The 21,315-nt window shown below is 71.1% G+C and carries 23 protein-coding genes and 2 pseudogenes; 7 read left to right on the forward strand and 18 right to left on the reverse strand.

Going from position 1 to position 21,315, the window contains the following annotated elements; all coding sequences use genetic code 11:
- Positions 1-23: 23 nt before the first annotated feature.
- The 4 genes from ACF1GV_RS17395 to ACF1GV_RS17410 form a co-directional block, all read right to left on the reverse strand.
- On the reverse strand, positions 24-923 hold the full coding sequence (locus ACF1GV_RS17395; RefSeq protein ID WP_391681259.1) for a hypothetical protein: 900 nt from the start codon (positions 921-923) through the stop codon (positions 24-26).
- Positions 920-1,933, reverse strand: a complete 1,014-nt coding sequence (locus ACF1GV_RS17400; protein ID WP_391681261.1) for an SPFH domain-containing protein — start codon at positions 1,931-1,933, stop codon at positions 920-922. Before ACF1GV_RS17400 ends, ACF1GV_RS17395 begins: the two co-directional genes overlap by 4 nt.
- Positions 1,934-2,146: 213 nt before the next feature.
- Complete coding sequence (locus ACF1GV_RS17405; protein ID WP_391681264.1) at positions 2,147-2,578, reverse strand: hypothetical protein; 432 nt, start codon at positions 2,576-2,578, stop codon at positions 2,147-2,149.
- Between the two features lie 19 nt (positions 2,579-2,597).
- Positions 2,598-2,942, reverse strand: a complete 345-nt coding sequence (locus ACF1GV_RS17410) for a hypothetical protein (RefSeq protein WP_391681267.1) — start codon at positions 2,940-2,942, stop codon at positions 2,598-2,600.
- A gap of 339 nt (positions 2,943-3,281) precedes the next feature.
- Between ACF1GV_RS17410 and ACF1GV_RS17415 the strand changes: the two genes are divergently transcribed.
- The 3 genes from ACF1GV_RS17415 to ACF1GV_RS17425 all read left to right on the forward strand — a co-directional run bounded on the left by ACF1GV_RS17415 (position 3,282) and on the right by ACF1GV_RS17425 (position 5,792).
- Positions 3,282-4,214: a peptidoglycan-binding protein gene (locus tag ACF1GV_RS17415; RefSeq protein ID WP_391681269.1), complete on the forward strand. Its 933-nt coding sequence runs from the start codon at positions 3,282-3,284 to the stop codon at positions 4,212-4,214.
- The gene (locus tag ACF1GV_RS17420) at positions 4,211-5,062 is read left to right on the forward strand and encodes a helix-turn-helix domain-containing protein (RefSeq protein ID WP_391681272.1); all 852 of its coding nucleotides are present in this window, start codon (positions 4,211-4,213) and stop codon (positions 5,060-5,062) included. The genes ACF1GV_RS17415 and ACF1GV_RS17420 overlap by 4 nt, the downstream gene beginning before the upstream one ends.
- A gap of 223 nt (positions 5,063-5,285) precedes the next feature.
- On the forward strand, positions 5,286-5,792 hold the full coding sequence (locus ACF1GV_RS17425; RefSeq protein WP_391681274.1) for a DUF6624 domain-containing protein: 507 nt from the start codon (positions 5,286-5,288) through the stop codon (positions 5,790-5,792).
- A 189-nt stretch (positions 5,793-5,981) separates the two neighbouring features.
- On the opposite strand, the gene ACF1GV_RS17430 is transcribed toward ACF1GV_RS17425, so the two are convergent.
- From ACF1GV_RS17430 to ACF1GV_RS17445, 4 genes are all read right to left on the reverse strand, one after another.
- The gene (locus ACF1GV_RS17430; protein WP_391681276.1) at positions 5,982-6,329 is read right to left on the reverse strand and encodes a hypothetical protein; all 348 of its coding nucleotides are present in this window, start codon (positions 6,327-6,329) and stop codon (positions 5,982-5,984) included.
- A 240-nt stretch (positions 6,330-6,569) separates the two neighbouring features.
- On the reverse strand, positions 6,570-7,094 hold the full coding sequence (locus ACF1GV_RS17435; RefSeq protein ID WP_391681648.1) for a DUF6529 family protein: 525 nt from the start codon (positions 7,092-7,094) through the stop codon (positions 6,570-6,572).
- A gap of 91 nt (positions 7,095-7,185) precedes the next feature.
- Positions 7,186-7,575, reverse strand: a complete 390-nt coding sequence (locus ACF1GV_RS17440; protein WP_391681278.1) for a hypothetical protein — start codon at positions 7,573-7,575, stop codon at positions 7,186-7,188.
- 581 nt (positions 7,576-8,156) lie between these two features.
- Positions 8,157-8,291 (reverse strand): hypothetical protein, encoded by a 135-nt coding sequence (locus ACF1GV_RS17445; protein ID WP_391681650.1) that lies wholly within the window; start codon positions 8,289-8,291, stop codon positions 8,157-8,159.
- A 72-nt stretch (positions 8,292-8,363) separates the two neighbouring features.
- On the opposite strand from ACF1GV_RS17445, the gene ACF1GV_RS17450 reads away from it, so the two are divergent.
- Positions 8,364-9,218: a class I SAM-dependent methyltransferase gene (locus ACF1GV_RS17450; RefSeq protein WP_391681281.1), complete on the forward strand. Its 855-nt coding sequence runs from the start codon at positions 8,364-8,366 to the stop codon at positions 9,216-9,218.
- Positions 9,219-9,923: 705 nt separating this feature from the next.
- Here ACF1GV_RS17450 and ACF1GV_RS17455 read toward each other — a convergent pair.
- A complete protein-coding gene (locus ACF1GV_RS17455; protein WP_391681283.1) occupies positions 9,924-10,757 on the reverse strand; it encodes a PIG-L family deacetylase in 834 nt (277 codons plus the stop codon).
- 726 nt (positions 10,758-11,483) lie between these two features.
- Here ACF1GV_RS17455 and ACF1GV_RS17460 point away from each other — a divergent pair.
- A pseudogene (locus tag ACF1GV_RS17460) lies at positions 11,484-12,343 on the forward strand (SDR family NAD(P)-dependent oxidoreductase).
- Between the two features lie 118 nt (positions 12,344-12,461).
- Here the strand turns inward: ACF1GV_RS17460 and ACF1GV_RS17465 are convergent.
- A pseudogene (locus ACF1GV_RS17465) lies at positions 12,462-12,593 on the reverse strand (IS5/IS1182 family transposase); the annotation flags it as partial.
- Positions 12,594-12,698: 105 nt separating this feature from the next.
- Positions 12,699-13,265: a rhodanese-like domain-containing protein gene (locus tag ACF1GV_RS17470; protein ID WP_391681286.1), complete on the reverse strand. Its 567-nt coding sequence runs from the start codon at positions 13,263-13,265 to the stop codon at positions 12,699-12,701.
- 76 nt (positions 13,266-13,341) lie between these two features.
- Between ACF1GV_RS17470 and ACF1GV_RS17475 the strand changes: the two genes are divergently transcribed.
- Positions 13,342-13,623, forward strand: coding sequence for a metal-sensitive transcriptional regulator (locus ACF1GV_RS17475; RefSeq protein WP_391681289.1), 282 nt, complete (start codon positions 13,342-13,344; stop codon positions 13,621-13,623).
- Between the two features lie 38 nt (positions 13,624-13,661).
- Here ACF1GV_RS17475 and ACF1GV_RS17480 read toward each other — a convergent pair whose 3' ends face one another.
- Genes ACF1GV_RS17480 through ACF1GV_RS17490 form a run of 3 tightly spaced genes read right to left on the reverse strand, consistent with a single transcriptional unit; the run spans position 13,662 to position 16,194 of the window.
- Positions 13,662-14,414: a sulfite exporter TauE/SafE family protein gene (locus tag ACF1GV_RS17480; protein ID WP_391681291.1), complete on the reverse strand. Its 753-nt coding sequence runs from the start codon at positions 14,412-14,414 to the stop codon at positions 13,662-13,664.
- Positions 14,411-14,776 carry a rhodanese-like domain-containing protein gene (locus tag ACF1GV_RS17485; RefSeq protein WP_391681294.1) on the reverse strand — a complete coding sequence of 122 codons (366 nt, stop codon included), beginning with the start codon at positions 14,774-14,776 and terminating at the stop codon, positions 14,411-14,413. The genes ACF1GV_RS17480 and ACF1GV_RS17485 overlap by 4 nt, the downstream gene beginning before the upstream one ends.
- Positions 14,777-14,817: 41 nt before the next feature.
- Positions 14,818-16,194, reverse strand: a complete 1,377-nt coding sequence (locus ACF1GV_RS17490) for a rhodanese-like domain-containing protein (RefSeq protein WP_391681297.1) — start codon at positions 16,192-16,194, stop codon at positions 14,818-14,820.
- A gap of 381 nt (positions 16,195-16,575) precedes the next feature.
- On the opposite strand from ACF1GV_RS17490, the gene ACF1GV_RS17495 reads away from it, so the two are divergent.
- Complete coding sequence (locus ACF1GV_RS17495; RefSeq protein ID WP_391681300.1) at positions 16,576-17,073, forward strand: hypothetical protein; 498 nt, start codon at positions 16,576-16,578, stop codon at positions 17,071-17,073.
- Between the two features lie 23 nt (positions 17,074-17,096).
- Here ACF1GV_RS17495 and ACF1GV_RS17500 read toward each other — a convergent pair whose 3' ends face one another.
- The 4 genes from ACF1GV_RS17500 to ACF1GV_RS17515 form a co-directional block, all read right to left on the reverse strand.
- A complete protein-coding gene (locus tag ACF1GV_RS17500) occupies positions 17,097-17,942 on the reverse strand; it encodes a lysozyme (RefSeq protein ID WP_391681302.1) in 846 nt (281 codons plus the stop codon).
- Between the two features lie 146 nt (positions 17,943-18,088).
- Positions 18,089-19,954 (reverse strand): M1 family aminopeptidase, encoded by a 1,866-nt coding sequence (locus ACF1GV_RS17505; protein WP_391681304.1) that lies wholly within the window; start codon positions 19,952-19,954, stop codon positions 18,089-18,091.
- Positions 19,955-20,259: 305 nt separating this feature from the next.
- Positions 20,260-20,748: a hypothetical protein gene (locus ACF1GV_RS17510; RefSeq protein ID WP_391681307.1), complete on the reverse strand. Its 489-nt coding sequence runs from the start codon at positions 20,746-20,748 to the stop codon at positions 20,260-20,262.
- 159 nt (positions 20,749-20,907) lie between these two features.
- On the reverse strand, positions 20,908-21,294 hold the full coding sequence (locus ACF1GV_RS17515; RefSeq protein ID WP_391681309.1) for a DUF4440 domain-containing protein: 387 nt from the start codon (positions 21,292-21,294) through the stop codon (positions 20,908-20,910).
- Positions 21,295-21,315 lie beyond the last annotated feature (21 nt).

The following is a 21,315-nucleotide window of genomic DNA, read 5'->3' on the forward strand; positions in this document are numbered from 1 at the left end:
GACTGTCCGGCGGGGTGTGGCGTTCACGTCACCATGCGTAGAGATGATGTCGCGATCCCCACGCGTACGCTTTGACCCCAGGTCAGTTCCAGGGTGTCGGCCTCCATCCCGTCGCCGAAGACCACCATCCGGTCCGATTCCACGGTCAGCCGAAGCACCTGCCCCCGGCCCAGCTCACCCGCGACCCTCGACGTTCCGGTCGCGGGCGACGGCCAGGCCTCGCGCACGAACCACAGGAGCCGAGGATCGCGCGGCGCGGGCATCGGCACGGTGCTGCCGCGCTCCAGCCACAGGGAGCGGAGCCATCCGGTGGCGCCGGTACCGGTGCCGACAAGTACTCCTGAGGAGGCCTGGGCCTCGCCAGGGTCCGGGCCGCTGCCGGTGTCGAGGCGGTAGCGGGCCGTCTGGTGGCCGGGCGGGCCCAGGTATATCTCGTTGAGGGCGAGAAGGCGCTGGGTGTCGTCGGCGACGGCCTCGACCATGGTCAGTTCTTCCACCCGGCCCCCGGTGCCGGTTGCGGCGCGCAGCAGGCCGGCCGCGTCGGCGCAGCGGTGACGGACCAGGACCCCCGGGTTGCGCCCCGGATCGGTGTCGATGCCCACCACCGATTGCCCGGAGAGGTACTTCGCGGTGTTGGCGACCAGGCCGTCCTGCCCGACCACGACCACCACGTCCTCCGGGGCGAACAGGAAGCGATCCAGGTCCGTCCGCTCCACCCTCGAGCTGCGCCAGGTGAGCGGCACCGCTGACGCCACGTCCCGCAGCGCCTGCCGGGTGTCCGCGTGGCGGCGGGCCACCTCGTCGATCGAACGGCCGCGGCTGGAGAGGAAGAACGCGGCCTGTCCGTGCGTCCCGTGCCGGGCGAGGAGTTCCTCGTACTCGGTCCTGCGGTGCACGAGCACCACCCGTGGTGCCAGGCTCACCCGTCCGCCCGCCCTTCCGGGCGCCCGATCTTGGCGAGAAGCCCGGTGAGCACGTCGGGGGAGAGCGTGATGCTCTCGATCCGCGGAAGGTTCTCCGCCAACAGGGTCGCAGCCAGGGCGTGCAGCGTGGCCGGGTCGACCTCGCCGTGCACCCGCAGCCAGGCGGCCTGGGCCTCGGCGCGCGCCGCGCCCGTCGCCCGCGCGGCCTCGGCGTCCGCGCGGGCGAGACGGACCTTGCGAGCCGCCTCGGCCTCGGTCCGCACACCGTCGGCCGCCGCCTTCTCCTCGGCCTCACGCCGCGTGTTGGTCCCGCGCTGGTCGACCAGTTGCTCCTCGCGCCGGGCCAGTTCGATCTGGCTGGCCAGCTCGTTCTCGGCGATGGCACGCTCGCGTTCGACGGCGACGGCCCGCCGCTCGTAGGTGGCCCGGTCCGCCTCCTGCTGGATCTGCTCGCGGGCCGGGGTGCGCAGGGCGCGCTCCACCTCGGCCTCGGGCCGGATCGCCACGACGCGCACGGCCACCACGTCGATGCCGGTGGCCGGCAGGCGGGGTTCGGCGGCGAGACCGGCGGCGACCCGTTCCCGAACGGAGGCGACGCCGTCCACCAGGGCGACGGCCAGTGGGGTACGGGCCAGTACGTCCAGCGTGTGCTGTTGTGCGGTCTCGGTGAGGAGGGTGGCGATCTGATCCAGGGGCGTGCCGCGCCAGTTCCCGCTGTCCGGGTCCACGGAGAAGTCGAGCCGGTTCGCCGCCTCCGCCGGGTCGCTGATCCGGTAGGTCACGGTGGCCTGCACGGTGACGTCCTGGAAGTCGGCCGTACGGGCGTGGAACGCCATGGCCAGTTCCCGGTCGTCGACCGGCACTTCGGAGAGCGCCGCCGACAGCGACCGGTACCAGAAGCTGAGTCCCCGGCCGTCGTGGACGAGCCGGCCGCGCTTGTGGTGGCGGATGTGAGCGGTGGGCGCGGAGCGCAGATGGCGCCATCCGAAGCGCCGGGTGATGTCGGCCATGGCGAACCCCCTCTATTTCGTCAGTGCGACGATAATAAGTTGGTGCTTTATCGTCAAGTGGACGAAAACGAGATGCGGTACCGGTGTCACGACTTTGGCACCTTTCAAACGGCCCGACCGGCGTGCGCCAGGGATCGGTGTGACCGACCGCAGGGGAGCGCCCCGGGTCCCACCCCCGTCGGGGCCCGGGGCGCTCCGCCGCTCGGGCGGGGCTCAGCCGGTCGTCGTCCAGGTGTGCCACGTGCCCTTGTAGAAGCAGTTCTGCCAGTAGTGGTAGCCCTTGTTGACGTAGACGATGACGCAACGGCGCGGGTCGCCGGTGCCGTTGGGGCCCATCATGTCGTCGGCGCGGCCGTTGCCGGGCATCTCCTTCCAGCCGCCGGCGTTCTTCCAGGTGTGCCAGATCGTGCGGTTCGCGGCGACCACGAAGACCTCGTCGGTGTGGCCGTCACGGTTCCAGTCGACGTAGCCCGCCTTCAGGTCCGTGCCGCACTTGTAGTAGCCCGTGTGGCCCCAGGCGGTGACGGCGCACTGGCTCGCCGCCCGGACGGGCGTGTGGGCGGCGGCCGTGGCCGGCAGAGCGGGGCCTGCCAGTGCCGCCAGGGCCGCGACCGCGCCGAGTCCTGCCTTGGTGATGACGTTCATGGAGCTTCCCCTTCTCTCGTCAGCACACCACGGTGCGCTCGTAGCGGCCGCCGACCGTCTGGAAGAGCCAGCCGGTCCCGTTGGGCATGGACTTGCACCCGCTGTCCGACCAGTACTTGACGATCACCTTGACGTGCATGGTCTTGCCGCAGAAGTTGCGCAGGTAGACCCGCACACCGCCCTCAGGCTTGTTCTCGACGCTGGTGCGCTCGATGCACGCGGGCGCGGTGCCGGCCGCGGCGATCCGGGCGGCCTGGGTGCGTCCGGCGTCGTGCTGACCGGCCGCCGTGGCTCCGCCGGCGAGGCCGAGGGTGAGCGCGGCGGCCGCGGCGGTCGTGGCGACGAACGATGTGGTCCTGGTCATGTCTTCCCCAATTCGTTCGGGACGGATGGCAGCCGGAGGCGACGGCGAGTGCGGTGTGGAGCGGTCCGCGCCGTCCGGCCTGCTCCACCGAGGTTGCTGGTCAATGCGGGACGGAGCCAGTGCGGCGGCGGCAGGTGGGACACCGTGGGACGGGACAGCCACTGACCTGCTGGGACGCATCGTGGGACGCGATGCCGCCGGGCAGCCGCGACCCCTGGGCGCCTGGCCGAAACGGCATGCCGCCGCCGGTCGGCGGGAACCACGGCCTCGCATCAGCGTGTTATAGGTCACGGCGTGAAGGCGACGGCCTCGGGGGCCCTGACACGTACGGAGTGAGGCATGCCGCGGTGGACGGAGCTGTCGGACTCGCTGGACCAGAGGGTTAGACAACTCGTCGTACAGATGAGGAGATTGAAGGACCGCAGCGGGCTCAGTCTCGCCTCGCTCGCGGCCAAGACCGACTACAGCCGCTCGTCCTGGGAGCGTTACCTCAACGGGAAGGCGCTGGCCCCCCGCCAGGCGGTGGAGCAGCTGGCCCGGATCACGGGCGCAGAACCGACCCGGCTGCTGGTCCTGCACGAGTTGGCGGAACAGGCGTGGCAGCAGAGGATCGCGCCGACGCCGTCGTCTTCTGCGTCGGCCGAGGCGGGGGAGGGGGAACATGGCGGCACCAGGGACGCCACGGACCCGGCCCCACCAGGGAAGGCGACGGCTGCCCCGGCAGCGGACGTGGAGACCATCGCGCCTACCTTGCCCCCGCATCCTCTCGGTGACCGGCGCGAGCCGCGGCGGGGTTTCTCCGGCCTCGTCTTGCTCGCCGCTGTCGTGGCCGCAGCGCTCGTCGGGCTGGGCGCGGGCCTGCTGATCGGCGGGCACCGGGGCGAGAGCGACGGCATGACAGCGCGTGCGGCGGTGAACACGCCCCCGCCCCGGCCGACTTCCGCCCTCTCAGCCGAGCCTGCCGCCGCGTCGCAGGGGCCGTACGTCTTCAGACCAGGCACCTCTTACCCCTGCAAAGTGCACCGGGTCGGCGGACCCGGCGGCGAACTGTCCGCCGGATACAGCACGACGCGCACCGCCGTCCTCGCCGGACCCGGCTGGGACGTGGTGGAAGCGCAGTGCCTGCTCGCCTACCGCAAGCTGGAGCCCGGTGCAGTCGACGGTGTCTACGGGCAGCAGACGATCGCCGCGGTGATGCGGCTGCAGAAACAGGCCGGACTGCCGGCCGACGGCGTCGTTGGCCCGCACACCTGGCGGGCGTTGCGCCGATGACCGCCCCCGCACCTGAGTGCGCCGCCCTGGCCGAGGGGCTGCGCGCGGTCCGGGCACGCACGGGCCTCAGTCTGACGGCGCTGGCCGAGCGCACCGCGTACAGCAGGTCCTCGTGGCAGCGTTATCTCAACGGAGGGCTCCCCGTGCCCCGGCAGGCTGTCGAGGCGCTCTGCGCGATAGCGGGCGAGCCGCCCGGGCGGCTGCTCGCGCTGTGGGAGCTCGCCGACGCCGAGTGGGGCGGCCGCGCCCACTCATCGCAGGCCACCACCCCGCACACCGCAGCCCCGCACCCCGCCCCGCCAACGCCCGCCATCCGCGAGCCGACACAGCCGTCCGCGACCCGCCCCCGGCGACCGCGCCGTCGCCACCTGCTCCTCGCTGCCGCGAGTGCGGCAGTCGTGGCCGCGGCGCTGACGGCGGCCCTTTCGGCGCGGACCCCCGACTCCGGGCGTACGGCGCTTCAGTCCCCGGCGCTGGATCCGGCCCCCGGCTGCCACGGGAAGGCGTGCGAGGGGAGGGACCCCTTGCGCATGGCATGCGGACTGCCGGGCCGCGCCGACGCGTTGGGGCCGCCGCGCCGCACCGCCACCGGCGCGAGCGTGGAGATCCGTTACAGCCCGGTCTGCGCCGCCGCCTGGGGCCGCATCTGGCACTCCCGCGTCGGAGATGCCCTGGAGATCTCCGCCCCCGGCACACCGCCTCGCCGCGTCTTCATCACCGACGAAGCGGACACGAACGCCTACCGGTTCACCCCGATGCTCGGCGGCCCGGAACGGGACGACGTACTCCTGTGCTTCATCCCGACCGGCGGCATGGCGCGGGAGGCGCGGGAGTGCTTCCGCCCCTGAGTCTTACGGCACGCCCGACGGCAGGTTCTCGGCGCGACGCGCTCGCCCGCGACCGCGGGTGCAGTTCGTCTCCGCAGGAACGTTCTGCCGACTGAGGTAAGTCCATTGTCCCCGTACGGGGAGGCGTCTGTCACCGTACTCCAGAATGATCTTTACACCCTCTTTGCGCCTTTAGGCTTGCGGGCAACGGAAACAACACACCGATCCCACCCGGGAGTTGAGAGTGACGCGCGACGTTGCCGCACTGGCGGCGGAACTCATGGACATGGCCGCGGCCGATCACCAGTCATCGGTTTACGCCAACAGTGATGACCCCGCCGAGCAGTTGGCCTGGCGGCGGCTGACCGCCCGGCATGGGGACCGGCTCAACGAGATCATGGACGAGTACGGCTGGCCGACGACCCAAATGGTCGGCGAGGAAGCGGCACGCGCGGCATGGCTGATCGCCCAGCACGCCGACCGGCAGCTCGACGTTCAGCGGCGCGCCTTCCAGCTGATGCAGCAGGCGGCGTCGGCAGGCTCGGTCAGCCCACGTGAGCTGGCCTTCCTGCACGACCGCACGCTCGTCAACGAGGGCCGTAAGCAGATCTACGGCACACAGATCGCCGGCGTGAAGGACGGGGCACCGATTCCGTGGCCCTGCGCAGAGCCCGAGCGCATGGATGAACTCCGTGCAGAAGTCGGCATCGAGCCCTTCGACGAGTACGTCGCGAAATTCTCCATGACCTGACGACCCATTCCCGGCCCGGAAGCCCCTCGCCCACACGGCGCGGGAAGCCCGGACCACCGCGTCGACCTCGTCCACACGGCTGCCCGTCCAGTCCCGCCGGCCCGTGCTCCCGCTCGATCGATCCGTAGTGCCACGCGTTGACTCCGGGCGCCGGGGACCTCGGCTCGTATCCCCTACAAGGGGCGTGGTTCAGCGCACGCTCCACGCCCGGACCGCGGACAGCGGCACCCGGAAGTACTCGCCGAGCGCGGCGGGAAGGCTGCTGGCGCCGGAGATCAGCTGGCAGCCGTGCAGGTGGAGGAAGCCCGGCGGATAGCTCAAGGGCTCCGCCGCCTCCCGGACGAAGGCCTCGGCGAAGCGGGCGTCCGGCCCGCCGTCGTCGCCGAGCCTGCCGGCGATGTCCAGTGCCCAGTGCCTGTGGGGCGCGAGGCGGCCGGTGATCACCGCGCCCTCCGTCACGATCGTGACGCGTGGACCAGCGCCTTCCATCTCCGTTTGGTTGATCAGGTCGATCAGAAGATCGTCGTTGGTGAGCATGGCGAGACTGTACTGATCATCAGAGCGGCTGATGCCCGCGGGTCTTTCGGCAGGCTCCGGCGGTGGGCTCACAGTCCGCGTTCGAGCAGGGCGTCGGACAGGTCGGCGGCCGCGTCATTGAGGCGCAGGCCGATGACGTCCAGGCGGCGCATCAGTTCCCGGCGGCTCGATGTGGTGGCGCGTGGTGGCGCACGGGTCTTGCCGGAACAGCGCGGCGACGGCGGTGGGGTCCGGTGGTGGCTACAGGCCGGGAGCGGCGAATCCGTTGAGGGCCCACAGCGCGGCCGAGTACCACGCCAGCCCGATGACGCCGAACAGCAGGCTTCCGGCGGCCGGGAGCAGCCAGCCGGGCAGGCGCCGGCTGCGCACCACGAGGATCTTGGCGACGAAGGCCCCGTACAGCGCGCAGCCGGCGACCGAGTGCAGGAAGACCCGGGTGGTCGTGGTTTCCACGCCGTAGGTCCGAACGCAGTGGTAGGCAATGGGCACGGACAGCAGGAAGGCGACCAATCCCACGATGCGGTGCGTGGTGCGGACGCGGCGGGGCGCCGCTGCGAGGCCGGGCAGCCGTCCGTACATCCACAGGGCCAGCAGAAGCTGGACGAGCGCGAGGCCGAAGAGGACGCTGCCGAGGCGCGCCTTGAGGGTGACCGCGGCGGCGTCGTGCGCGCCGAACAGGCCCGTCGTGTACTGCGGGGTGTGGTGTCGGCCGGTCACCCAGACAGCCACCGCCACACACACTGGCACGGCAGCGCCCAGCGCGATGGCGGCAGCCCGGGCGGGAGAATGCCGCCGGGGGGCTCGGTGATCGGTCCTGGCTGTCACGTCGGCTGACCCATCGTGGGGTCTTCGCCGGTCAGCTCAGGTCCACCTTGTTGCCAGTGACGCCCAGTACGTACCACTCGGCACCGAACTGGTTGAGCGCCTGGCCGTTCGTGTCGCCCGGCTTGGAGTCGCCCGCGTAGCTGTACAGCGGGTGCCCGTGGTAAGTGACCTGCGTCTTGCCGTCGGATCGCTTCGACGTGCCCAGCAGGCTGGACTTCGCCGAGCCGCCGACCGAGGGCGCCCCGGAGGTCAGCAGCGGGGGCCACGCCGCTGCGCAAGGCCCATTGCAGGTCGAGGTCTTCGACTTGTCCGCCTCGAACAGGTACAGAGTACGGCCCTTCCCGTCGACCAGAATCGTGCCGAGCTTGCCGGCCGAGGCGGTCTTCACCATGGCCTTGGCGCCGGCCGACGCACTGCTCACCGCTCCGTACGGGCCTGCGCTCTGGTTCGGCGCGCTGCTCGTGGCCGTACTCGACGGCGTGGCCGACGACGAGGAGGACGACGAACCACTGTCACTACTGGAACAGCCACTCGCAGCAGCGATCGTCACAAGCGCGGCCGTCCACACGGCGGCCAGGCGGATACGCCTCATCACAACTCCACCACTGGTCAGTAAGGGCCCGACGTACGAGGGGCCAACGAACGCATACTCCCCAGGAAGCTCGGCGCTCCGTGCCCCAGAGCACCGAGTTTCACTGAGATGGACCGGTGTCCGGCAGCGGAGCGCATATCAGCGTCCGTCAGGGCCGCAGACCTGCGGACCGACCCGCACCTCGAACCCCGCGACTCGAGCAGGGCGGCACGGCACGGCACAGGAGCAGCTCACGTCCTGGACCAAGGTGCCCGGTGTTGAGGGCCTCGTCATCCGGGGCACGGAGAGCGGTGACTGCGCTGAGCCCGCGCGCTGCACAAGGTGCGCCGTCAGGTTCTTTGCGGCCGTGTCGGGGCAGGCGGCGGACGGGTGCGGCAGTGCCGGGGGCGCAGGGGGCGGCGGTGGAGGGCTCAGGTGGCGGCGGTCGGCGCGCCGAGCCAGTGTTCGAGCGCTTCTGGCAGACCCTCGCCGTCTTCCGTGTCGATGGCCCATGCCACGTGTCCGTCCGGTCGTACGAACAGAGCCTTGTCGGAGATCGCGGAGATCCTCCGGCCGTGCCTGCCGCTCGCCCAACATCACCTTCAGGGCCCTTGGAATCGATCATCTAGGCTGGCGCGGTGACTGGTGAGCAGGAGCGGGTACGGCAGCCGTCGGGAGTGTGGGCCACGGCGGTAGGAGTGGCCAGGGTGCGGGCGATGGAGACCGAGCGGGACAACGCGCTGTTCCGCGACCCACTGGCACGGGCCTTCGCCACCGCCGGCGGTTTGTGGCCCTCCTCGCCGCCGCAGCCCGATGACGAGGCCGCGCGACGCCGCCGGCTGGCTGTGTCGCTTTCCATCGTCATCAGGACGAAGTTCCTCGACGACCTGTTGCAGCAGGCCTCCGCCACCGGTGTCCGGCAGGTCGTGCTGCTCGGCGCCGGCATGGACAGCCGGGCCTTCCGGATGGACTGGCCCGAGGGCACCCGGCTGTTCGAGGTCGACACCGCCGCGCCACTGGACTTCAAGGCTTCGGTGCTGCGCCAGGAGCGGGCTGTCGCAAGCTGCGAGCGGATCACCGTCCCGGTGGATCTGCGTGAGGACTGGCCAGGCGCGCTGGCCGCCGCAGGGCACGACCCGGCGGTGCCGACCGTGTGGATTGCCGAGGGACTGCTGATCTACCTGCCCGAGGACGCGGTGGAGCTGCTGCTGGCCCGGATCAGCGCGCAGTCGGCGGCAGGCAGTCGAATGGGGCTGACGTTGGGCTCGCGCGGTGTGATCGAGCGCTTCGGCGCGGATGCCGTGCCGGGATCGGCGGCGTCCATGTGGGTCTCGGAGATGCCCGACGACCCGGTGGGCTGGCTGGCCGGGTACGGCTGGGAGGCCAGCTGCCACACCCTGCGCGAACGCGCTGCCGCCTACGGCCGCCCGATCAGCACCCCGCCGCAGCACGAGGAGGGGTCCGGCGGACTGATCTCGGCGGTCCGCCGGTAGAGCGCCGCCCGGTTCCCTGGGTGATCGACCTCAAGGGGGCCTGATGAGTGGCCAGGTACATGCGCGGTCGGCCAGTCATGCGCACACTGACCGCCTGCGACCATTGGGGTCCGCCCGAAAACCGTCTGGCCGGACGGTGGTGGGGTCGACAGTCGTTCGCCGTGAACGAAGTGCTCCCGCAGTTGGACGAGTTACTGTTTCCTTCGGCTGAGGGCGTGTTGGTGGAAGCGGTTGAGGTGATCGACACGACGGGCGGCCTCTCCGGGGTGCGGACGACGAGCACCTTTTGTGGGACTCTCTGGAACTCATGGAAACCAGGGCATCCGCGCCGTAGACCCCTCCAGGGCGGGAGAGGGCCGGCCCTCCGCAGGAACCGAGGACGGCCGCCCGACCTGGGCCAGGGCGGCCGCCGGTCTCACACGGACCCGTGCCTGTTCCCGGGCGGCCTGTGACGGCCGCGCGCAGGTCGACCGCGATGCTGGGGCGCTGCCGGGCGTCGGCCCCTCGCCTTCGTCCTCGTCGTGCAGGCGGCCGATGGACACCACGGTGACGTCGGCCGGCACCTGGTGAACGATCCGGTCCCGGCGGTGGTCCCGGCCGGTGCAGTGCTCACGCAACTGTCCGTCGACGGTGCGCACGGTGAGCTGCCATGACGGCCAACTCTTGCGCGGCCGTGGTCGATGACGTGGACCTCGTAAAGGCGGATCAGCGCAGTCCGGCGAAGAGGTCGTTCTCGGGTACGGCCGCGCCCGTGGCGTCCTGGACACGTACGAAGGTCTCCATGCCCATCAACTCGCCGAACCTCTCCTTGCCCATCCTGAGGAAGAAGATGTTCTCGCCCTGACTGGCGTGCGCGGCCAGCGCGTCGAACTTCTGACCGCTGAACGCGGTGGTGTCCACCCACGTGGTGATCTCATCGTCGGGGAGACCGATCTCGGCCATCGCGGCGGCCTCGGCAGGATCCGGCTCCGGCATGTCCTCGTTGAACTCGCGCATGATCTCGCCGAACCGCTGCATCATCGAGCGGGGCATCGTGGTCCAGTACACCTTCGGTGCCAGCGCGGTCATCTCCAGCGCCGCCATCGTGATGCGGTGGGCCTGGATGTGGTCAGGGTGGCCGTAGAAGCCGTTCTCGTCGTAGGTGACGACCACATCAGGGCGATAGTGCCGCATGAGTTCCGCGAGTCGCTCCGCACCTTCATGGACGGGGGTCTGCCAGAAGGATCCGGGGGCGTCGTTGCTCGGCCAGCCCATCATCCCGGAGTCGGCATAGTCCAGCATCTCCAGATCGCTGACCCTCAGGACGTCGCAGCTCGCCTCAAGTTCTTTACGGCGCATCAAGGCGACCGCCGCCGGATCGTGCCCAGGCTCGCCCGGCTTGACACCCCCTGGGCCGTCACCGCAACCGCCGTCGGTACACGTCACGAGAACCGTGCGGATGCCTTCCGCCGCGTACCGCGCGAGGACCCCTCCCGTTCCGGTGGCCTCGTCGTCCGGGTGGGCGTGTACTGCCATGAGCGTCAAGGGCCGGTCAGTCATGAATCAGTCCTCCTGCAGACATACGTCTTCGTCCAAGTGCGCGTCGGGCGCACCGCAATCTTGGGCCCGACTCCTGGGAGGCGCACGACCCTATCGTCTCCGTGTTACTCGCCCGTGCGGCGCCGGTCCCCCGGTCGATGCAACCGTGCCGGCCGACCGGCTGTTCCCGGCGCGACCGCTTGCCCTTCAAAGTCGGCGGGATACAGTCATCAGCACGCTGGTCGACCGTTGCCCCGGATGGGACTGGCGTCGCCAACCGAGCCCGCGCCTCTGGTAGACCGGGCGCACGTCGGCGTCCTCTTCGGCGGGGGGACCTGGCGGTGCCCTGCAGGCAGACGGCGTCGGCCGGAGCACTCCCTCGCCCCTCCGGAATCAGCTGTTCCTCCACATCAGCAAGAGCGGCGCCCGCTGGCGGTCGCTGTCTGCGGACGGGAGTCCGGCAGAGAGCACCGCCGTTCGGTGACGGCTTGCCGGCACGAGCATCGTCCGCATATCAAGACGCCCCTGCCGCTCGCTCGACCCGACGGACGTTGAAAAAAGGCCGCTTCCGATTCTCCGTCGGTCGTGGCGTAGCGACCTTCTTGCTCTTGCAGTTCTCCGGTGGGTTGTCGGACATCTGTCGGCGTGAGCGTGATCTGTGGGCGGTATGTCGGTGGAGGCTGCGACCTTGGGCGGGTCGGTGCTCTTCATGAGCACGCTGCCTCAGAGTGCAAGGAGCCTGTCATCATGTCTTCCGCATCCCAGAGCCGGCCGTGGGGCGTTCACCGGCTGCCGTCTGCCGAGGGCAGGCTCTTCCTGGTCACCGGGGGCAATACCGGGATCCGATCCGCTCGCGCGTCCCCGGCGCGCGTGTGCGGCACCTTCAACTGGACCTCGCCGACCTGTCATCCCTGAAGATCGCCGTGGACAGGCTGGGCCTCGATCATCTCGACGCCGTGCTCTACAACGCAGGGGTCGCGCTCGACGACCCGCCACGTCGAGAGACCGAGGACGGCCACGAGCTGATGTTCGGCACCAACCACCTCGGCCACTTTGCGCTGACCCAGTGGCTGGCCCCCCTTCTGTCCGCGGCGCCGGCGGCCCGCATCGTGACCATGGGAAGCTTCGCAGCACGGTCCGAGCGACTGGACCTCGGCGATCTGCAGTCGAGGCGGGACTACCGGCCCAAGCGCACCTACGGCCGATCGAAACTGGCGCAGATGTGCTTCGGCTTCGAACTTGATCGCCGCCTGCGTGCCGTCGGTAGCACGGTGCTCAGTGTGGTGGCCCACCCCGGCGGCGCACTCGACGCCCTCACCCCCTCCCGGCCGCCGGTAGGCGTGACACCCCCCGGCTTGCGGATGCTCGCCTTGCCCACGGCGCTCCTGGTGCAGGGCAAGGACGCCGGAGCATGGCCCATCGTCCGTGCCGTCCTCGACTCCGAGGTGCAAGGAGGGCAGCTGTGGGGGCCGCGGGTCTTCGGCCTGCGTGGCAAACCGCGACGTGAGCCCGTCCCCTCGCATATGGCCGACCCGGCCGTCGCCGCTCTCCTGTGGGCCGCCAGCGCGGAACTGGCCGGTACCGATCCGCACCTCGGCTTTCTGTAGGCGGGGACTCGTACCCCGGGCGGCCACCGATGGCCAACTGCCATGTTCCGCCTGGCCAACCCGGCTCCGTCGCCAGCAGTTGCCTGCAGGAGGTCATTGGAACAGATCCTTGAGGCGCGGCGCGCTGCGGGATCTCTGCTCCGATCCTGCGCCGCCGTAGATGGTGGCGGATCGCCCGGGACGAGTAGGCCTTGTCGGCCAGAAGCACGTCCAGCGTGACCCAGGGACGGCCGGCCGCGCCCGCGGCTGGGCCGGCGCCGGACTGCTACGCAGAATTCGTTCGGGTCGACGCCGTGTGCCTGGGGCGGGCCGCTCGGCGGGGCGCCGTGAGTGGTGCCCCGTGGGCTTGGTGGCGTCAGCCGGTGAGGCCGGCGAGGGTGGCGTCCAGGTTGGTGGTCTTGGGCTGGTTGTGGGGGAGTTTGGCGAGGATCTTGGCCATGCCGCAGGTATTGGTGAGGGCGGAGAAGACCAGGCCGCCGGCGACGCCCGCGGAGAGCCGACGGGCCGCGTTCCAGCGTTGTCCGGCGATCAGGCCGGCCAGGACCAGCGTTCCGGCGGCGAGTCGGACTTGGCGGTCCATGAGCCACGGGGTGCGGGTGCCGGCGGGGCGGTGGGTGTCGTGGCCGAGCTGTGTCCAGGCGGTGGTGCCGCCGGTGAGGGTGGCTGCGGTGATGCCGTGGGCGGCCAGGCGCCGGCAGGCCTGGGCGGAGCGGGCGCCCGAGGCGCACACGATGAGGAGGTCGCCGCGGCCTGCGGCGTTCTTCAGGGCGGGGAGGGCGGTCTCGAGGTGGTCGAGGGGGATGTTGTGGGCGCCGGGCAGGTGGCCGGAGGCGTACTCGCCGGGGGTGCGCACGTCGATGACGGTCAGCTCGTGCAGGCGGGCGTTGGCCTGTTCGGCGGTGAGGCTGGTGGTGGGTGCCACGGGGATTTTCCTTTGCCTGATTCGGGTTACCCCTTCGGTAGGATACCCGCGGGGGTATCTCGAAGGAGTGTGGGTTGTGGAACTGGCGATGGCGGCTGAGGAACTGAAGACGGTGGTCAACCGGCTGCGCAGGGCGCAGGGCCAGATCGCCGGTGTGATCAAGATGATCGAGGAGGGGCGGGACTGCGAGGACGTGGTCACGCAGCTGGCTGCGGCGTCCCGGGCTTTGGACAAGGCGGGTTTTGCGATCATCGCGACCGGTCTGGAGCACTGCCTGACCGATGCGGACATGGCCGCTTCCGGTGACCGGGAGCAGATGCGTACCCGGCTGGAGAAGCTGTTCCTGTCTCTGGCCTGAGCCGTGGTGCCGCGGCGCCCGGTCATCCGCCTGACTCGTCAGGCGAGGGCGTCGATGAGCATGAAGGCCGCCACGGCCAGCAGCACGCCGGCGAAGACCCGCTGCAGCAGGGTGCCGGTGACCTTGGCGGCCAGGCGTTTGCCGTCCCAGGCGCCGAGGATCGCCGCCCCGGTGAAGGGGCCGATGACCGCCCAGTCGACGCCGGCCGTGGTGGCGCCGCGGGTCGCCAGGGAGGCCAGCGAGTTCGCCGAGATGACCAGCAGGCTGGTGCCGACGGCGGCCTGCATCTCGAATGCCAGCACGGTGACCAGGGCCGGGACGGCGAGGAAGCCTCCTCCGACACCGAGCAGACCGGTCAGCGCGCCCAGTCCCGCGCCGGTGCCGGCGGCCTTGGCGTGCCTTGCCCCGCCGGCCGCCGGGCCGGTGGCGGTGCGGCTGGGCCGCAGCATCCTGACGGCGGCGACGGCGGCGATGGCGGCGAACGCGGCGGTCAGCAACGGCTGGGGCAGGCGGCCCGCGGCGGCTCCGGCTGCGGCCGCGGGCAGGAGCCCGGCCGCGGCGAACAGGGCGCCTGCTTTCCAGCGGACGTCGCCGGTGCGAGCGTGGGCATACAGGGCGGTGAGCGAGGTGGCCGTGACGATGATCAGGCTGGCAGTGGTCGCGGCGGCCGGGGTGAAGCCCAGCATGTAGATCAGCGCCGGGACGGCCAGGACGCTGCCACCCCCACCGAGCGCGCCGAGCGCGAGCCCGACCACGGCACCCGCGATCAGGGCCAGTATCAGCGCACTCACGCTATGACACCGCCGCTGCCGCCCCGACTACCGGTGACCGGCAGGCCCGCACGCACCCAGGCGGTCATGCCGCCGGTGACGTCCTTGGCCTGAACGCCGCGTTCTTCCAGCAGCTTGGCGGCCTGCCGGGAACGGTGACCGGAGCGGCAGATCGTGACCACTGGCTTGCCCTGCGCGGCTGCCGGAAGTGACGCCCCGGCCACCAGACGGGACAGCGGCAGGGGCAGCGCACCGGGCGCGTGCCCGGCGTTCCACTCCGGTGTTTCGCGTACGTCCAACAGGACGGCGGTGCCGTCGCTGGTCTGCTGATGGGCCAGTTCGGGGGTGAGGCGGCCGGGGTCGCGACGGAGAAGCGAGAACATCGTTTGATCACTTTCGTGCAGATGGGGCGGAAGGGCGCGTGTCAGTCGGTGCCCTCAGGACGGCTGGCGACCAGTCCCGCCTCGGTGGCGGCCTCGAAGCCGTCGTCGACGGCGACCACGTCGCGCCCGGCGGCGTCGAGCAGGGAGGCGGCGATCGCCGCGCGCATCCCGCCGGCGCAGTGCACCCACACCACCCCGCGCGGCACCTCGCCGATGCGGCCGTGCAGCTCGTGGATGGGGACGTGGACCGAGCCGTCGATGTAGCCGCCCGCACGCTCCGCGTCGCGGCGCACGTCCAGGACGACCACGTCGTCGCCGCGCTCACGGACATCGGCGAGGTCGGCGAAGCGGGCACGGGGGAAGGAGGCGAGCTGCTCACCCTCGCGGACCCAGCCGGCCGGGTCGCCGGTGGCGGCGGCGGCCGGGCGGTCGATACCCACCCGCACCAGCTCCCGCTGCGCGGCAGCGATCTGCTCCGGGGTGTCGGCGAGCAGGGTGACGGGCTTGCCCCACGGGATCAGCCAGGCGAGGTACGTGGCGAGCTTGCCCTCGCCCTCGAAGTTGAACGACCCTGCCACGTGCCCCTTGGCGAAAGCCATACGGCTGCGCAGGTCCACCACCCACTCACCCGCGGCCAGCCGGGAGGCGATCTGCCCGGCGTCCGCACGGCTCGGCGGGGTGAGGTCGACCGGCGCGGGGCCCTCGGCGTTGGCCGGGCCCATGTGCGCGTAATAGGCGGGCACGTCGTCCAGCCCGGCGAGAATCCCGGCGACGAAGTCGTCCACGTCAAGGGTCAGCGCGTCGTTCGTCTTGCGCTCCCTACCGATCGTAGTCACATCCCCCTCGGCCTGGGATGAGGAGCAGAAGCTGCCGAAGCCGTGGGTGGGCAGCACAGGCACCTCGTCGTCCAGCTCGGCGGCCAGTCGGTGGGCGGAGGCGTGCTGAGCGCGGGCCAGCCGCTCGGTCAGCCGCGGCTCGACCAGATCGGGACGGCCCACGGTGCCGATGAGCAGCGACCCGCCGGTGAACACCGCCACACCGCGCCCGTCCTCGGTCAGCGCGTAGGAGGTGTGGTGCGGGGTGTGCCCGGGAGTGGCGATGGCGCGCAGCACCAGGCCCTCATCGACCGTCACGGTGTCACCGTCGGCAACCGGGGTGCGGGCGAACGACACGTGCGCCCCGGCCGGCACCAGGTACCGGGCGCCGGTGATGCGGGCCAGCTCCAGGCCGCCGGTGACGTAGTCGTTGTGCAGGTGGGTCTCGGCCACCCAAGCGATGCGCACCCCGCGGCGGGCCGCTGCGGCAATGACCTGATCGATGTCCCGCGGCGGGTCTACGACCACCGCGGCGTCGGGTCCGCCGGCCAGGTAGCTGCGATTGCCCAGGCCCTGGAACTCCAGGGTGTCGACGAAGAACACGGCTCACGACTCCTCTCGAACGATGTACCCCGGGGGGTATCTGGCACTCACCCTAACAGTTATACCCGGGGGGGTATTCCGAGAGTGGAAGCGCCCGCTCAAAGGCATCGCCTGGCACCTCGTGCGACGTCATCGGGTTCACGGGAAGCCCCCGGCAGGCGCGGACGACTGCTGCGTTGGCGGGAAGCGTCCTCGCCGGGGGCACGCCGTGCCTCCGCCGCCCGGAGGAGCCAGAGGCGTCGTCCCTGGGCACGCGGGGGAGTGAAGGCAACGAGCTGAGCGCGGCGCATGGCGACGCTCCATCCGCTTCGCCCGGCCGTGGCTGGACGCGACCGTGGCGGGCGTGCCCGCGTTCGGGGAGGCCGTACTACCGGCCCCCGGATGAGGTCAGCCAGGCCGTGCGCCTGTGTCCTGCACCCGGAACGGGACCGGCACGGCTGCCTCGCGGCCGTCGACGGTCATCAGGGTTGCGGCGGCCTGGCCTGGCAGGAGGTGCTCGATCTCGCAGGCAGCGCGGCGGCGGACGCGGCCGGTGTGCGGGACGTGCACGCCCGGCCGCTGCTGCTGTTCACCGCGCTGGGCGACGCCGGTCGGCCCGCCGGTGCGCCCGGACCGATCGCCGACGCACTGCGCTGGGCGGGGGTGCCCGCCGAGCACCCGCCCGTGGCGCGTGTCGCTGCTGCTCGGCTACCCCCTGTGGGAACAGGCCGGGTCGTCCCTTCCGCGCCGGTCCCCGTTCAGCGCAGGCATCGAACCGTGCCCGGGCGCCCCGGTCTGCGACGGCCCGCTGAGGCCCCGCGTCACGGCGTGCGGACCCAAGAGGGCATATCCGGGGAGCGGAGCGAGTGGCTGGCCCGCGCGCTCGGCACCTGGACCTGACGGCGTCCCGGCTCCGGCCGCCGTCAGCCGGTCGCGAAGTCGCCCAGCTGGGTCTGGGTGCCGTTGAAGCGGTCGTGGTCGCCCACCGTCGTGCCGGTGGCGGTGTACTGCCACATCGTGTACGACGTCCAGCCCGCGGGGAGCGGCCCGGGTGTCGTGGCGTAGCGGGCGATCCACAGCGGGTTGCTCGCCCCGAAGCCCGAGTAGCCTCCGGTGCACTGGGTCCACCAGGTGGTGGCCGTGTAGATGACCGCGTCCCGGCCGGTGCGTGCCTTGTAGCGGCTCAGGAAGTCGCGGATCCAGCCGACCATCGCGCTTGGGGACTTGCCGTAGCAGGCGTCGCCGTACGGGTTCCACTCGATGTCGAGGGCACCGGGCAGGGTCTTGCCGTCCTTGGACCAGCCGCCGCCGTGCGCGAGGAAGTAGTCGGCCTGGGCGGTGCCGCCGGTGGAGTCGGGCGTCGCGAAGTGGTAGGCGCCGCGGATCATGCCGGTGTCGTAGGAGCCCGCGTACTGCTGGGCGAAGTAGGGGTTGGTGTAGTAGGTGCCCTCCGTGGCCTTGGCGTACGCCCATCTGGCGCCGCCGCCCCACAGGGCCGGCCAGTCGACGTCGCGCTGGTGGCTGGAGACGTCCACGCCCTGCGTCTGGGTGGTGCGGGCGGCGAGGGCGTCGTCGGCGCCGGCTTCGCCGCCGTCGTGCGCCAGGACGCCCATGCCCATGAAGGCGCTGCCCCGCTCGGGTGTCACGGGGTCGGGCAAGGGCAGTGCCGCCGGGGTGGACAGGGCCAGCAGCAGGCCGGTCAGCGCAGCGGTGACGGCCAGGCGCGGGCCACGGGGGCCGGGGGATATGGAAGCTCGCACGCAGTCCATCTGACCCGCAGCCGGGCGGTACCGCATTCCGGATACCGCCCAACGATGCCGCCAGGGGCCGGGGTTGGTCCATATGGGTGGCCCGGCCACGGGTTGCTGCGGGTCGTGGCCGGGCCGATGCGGGGTCGGCCCCCGAGGGTGCCGGGTCAGCCCTCGATGCGGTGCTGGGACCAGAAGGAGGTCAGGTCCGTGCTCGTGGCGGCCTGGGCGGCGGCCTTGAACTCGGCCGTGGTGGACACGCCGTACCAGTGCGCCGCCGCGTAGTCCTTCAGCAGCTTGGCCATGGCGGTGTCACCCAGGACGCGGCGCAGGTCGTGCAGGGCGCACTTGCCGTAGCCGTAGACCACGGTGGAGTAGCGCGAGGAGTGCGCGTCCCAGTAGGCCATGGAGTTGGTGATCTTCTCGGTGCTGGAGGCCCAGGAGACGCCGCTCCAGCAGTTGCTGCCCGTCTTGCCGAGAGCGAGGTCGGTGGCGTAGTCGGTGAACGCCTCGTCCAGCCAGGGGCTGTTGTACTCGTCGTCGCCGACGATGCCGTACCACCACTGGTGGCCGATCTCGTGGGTGAGGGCGGTGGTGCTGACCAGGTCGAGGACGAAGCCCGGGTACTCCATTCCGCCGAACCAGTAGTTGTTGTCGATCACCGCGTCCAGCTCGCCGTAGGGATAGGCGCCGAACCGGGAGGCGTGGGCGTCCACGGCCGACTTGGCGGTGCTGAGCATCGACTGGGCGCTGGAGGAGCTGATGCCAGCGACGGAGTAGACGGCGATGGGGACGCCCGCCGTGGAGATGCCGGAGATCTTCGTGAAGGGCCCGGCGGCCCAGGCGAAGTCACGGACCTTGGCCGTGGTCGCCGTGGTGACCGTACGGCCGCTGGAGCCGGGGGTGTCGGTGGAGGTGCCGGTGGCCGGGACCAGCAGGCTGCTGGGGTGGTCCAGGGTCACCTTGAAGTCGGCGGCCAGGGAGTAGAAGGACTCGCCGTTGTTCGTGTACGGGTCCAGGTGCCAGCCGGCACTGTCGCGGACGGCGAGGACCGGCAGGGCGTTGCCGATGAAGCTGTAGGCGCCGTCGTGGCCGAAGCGGTCGGCGCCGCTGGGCACGGTGATGCCGAGGTCGAAGCCGATGGTGGCGCTCTGGCCCTGGTTCAGCGGGTTCGGCAGGTCGATCTTCAGGGCGGTGCAGTTCACCGAGAGGGCACCCGCGGTGCCGCCGGTGACATTGCTGACCCGGATGGGCATCGCGTCACAGGTGCCGTGGTAGTTGTCCCACAGCCGCAGATACACCTCGCTGAGCGCGGTGGCGGAGGCGTTGGTGAAGCTGACGCTCTCGTGGCCGGTCCAGACGGTGCCGCTCGTGTCGCTGCTGAGGTTCACCGTGTAGGAGGGGGCCGCCGGGGTGCGGGTCGCGTCGGTCGTGGGCGGGGTGGTGTCGCCGGAGGTGGCGAGGGCGATGTCGTCCAGGACGAAGCTGGTCTGGAGGCTCGAGTCCTCGGTGCCGGTGAAGGACAGGTTCACGCTCTGGCCGGCGAACGCGGAGACGTCGAGCGACTTCTGCACATAGCCGGTGGTGTCGTCGAGGTTCGAGTACGTGGCCAGCGTGGTGGTGCCGATCTTGGCGGTGAGCCTGTCGTAGGCGACGGACGAGGTCCTCTCGTCGGTGTCGATGTGCAGCCAGAAGGTGAGGGTGGCGCCGGCGCAGCCGGCGGGGATGGTGACGCTCTGGCTGAGGGTGTCGGTGTGGGTGCTGCCCACTCCGTCCAGCCAGGCGTAACTGCTGCCGCCGTGGGCGCTCTGCCCGGAACGGCTGGTGATCACCGTGGACGAGGACTGGCTCCAGGGTGAAGTCCCGCTCTCGAAACCGCCGTTGGCGACCACCTGGGCTGGAGTGCAGGTGGCTGCCGCGCTGTGCCGCGCGGTCGGCTGGGCGGCGGCGGGGGAGGTGGGGAGGGAGAGGGCAGCCAGCGCGGCGACGGTGAGCGCGCCGGCGCCGAGGGCCCTGTGGGGGGTCGATCTCACACGCTACTCCTTTGCGGCGGCCGGGATCCCGGCCTGCTCGAAGACCACCCGGCCGGCTGGGGTGCGCCGGGGCGGCCACGGACGGTGCTTGCGTGATCGGTACGGGTCAGCCGGCGGCACCCTTTCTGGGTCAGGGGCGCCGACTGCCGAAAGCGTGACAGATTTGACGGATGCATGCCAGAAGCGCGCAGTGGGCAGAACCAGCGGAGCCATGCCGTGCCCCTCGGCTCGATCGTGACCGTGAAGAGGGGCCGCGGGCGGGACCGAGTCGCTGCCGGGGTTCATCCGGAGTCAACTGAGCGGCGTCAGCGTGGTCTCGGACAGCTCCCGTGTGATGGACGTCGGGAGTGTCCGCGACCATCTTGCAGCCGATTACCGCAAGTAGGAGCCTGCTGCCGTTGGCGCCCGCGCCCTGCGGGCAGTGCGGAGCTGTGGCCGACGTGCCCGCGATGCCGCGGTGACCCGCCTGCGTCGTCTGCGACAGCACCGCGCGCAGGTCCGTGTTCGGCGGTGAGCGCGGCCTCGAGGTTCGCGACGTGCCGCGCTTCGGCCTCCTTGCGGACGGCCGCGAACCTGCGGTCGACGACCAGCACCGGCAGGGCCCACAGCCAGCCCCACAGGCTGAAGGTGTCCACGGCTCCGGTCTGGCGCGGCACCGTGTTGGTGACGACGCACAGGACGGCGCGGATGCCCCATGCGGTGGTCCGGTGCCGGCCCAGGAAACGCACTGGTGCGTTCCACAAACCCGACAGCGCTTCCAGTGTCGCGGCGCGCACGGTGGCGGCACGGTCCACGCCGTCGGCGTCAGGTACCGCCGCCCCGCCCTCGCGCTTGAGATCCTCGGCGAGATCACGGGCCTGAGCCTGCGTCGCGCGGCCCTCGGACGCCGTTGTGGCAGACCATCTCAGGCTGCGAACTGCTGTGCCCGTAGGATCACCGTCCGAGACTCGCAGTTACATGCGGTCTGGCGGGACGGGTGTGGCCTGGTGGTAGTACATCTGCCAGGGAGCGTCCGCACTCCGCTTGCGCCAGAGCGAACTGCGCCGTGCCCGGTTTCCATCCAGCGTGGTCTCGTAGGTGAGGTGCACCAGCCCGGGGGCCAGCAGGACACCGGTGACCTTCGAGGGCTCGTAGAGCGGACCGTTCTCTGCCGCGCCGTCCAGCTCAGGCAGCGCGGCGAGCATCTCGTCGTATGTCCACCGCCGCCCAGAAGCGCCCACTTCTACGAAGTCCGGGTCGAGTAGCTGCTGGGCAAGCGCGCGTGATGCGCGGACCTTGGGGGCCATGAGGCGCAGCTCGCCTGCGATCGCTTCGCGTACGTCATCTGTCTCTCGGCTCATGCAGGCATCTTCGCTCAGGTG

The sequence above is a fragment of the Streptomyces sp. NPDC014006 genome, from assembly GCF_043088925.1.
GTDB lineage: Bacteria > Actinomycetota > Actinomycetes > Streptomycetales > Streptomycetaceae > Streptomyces.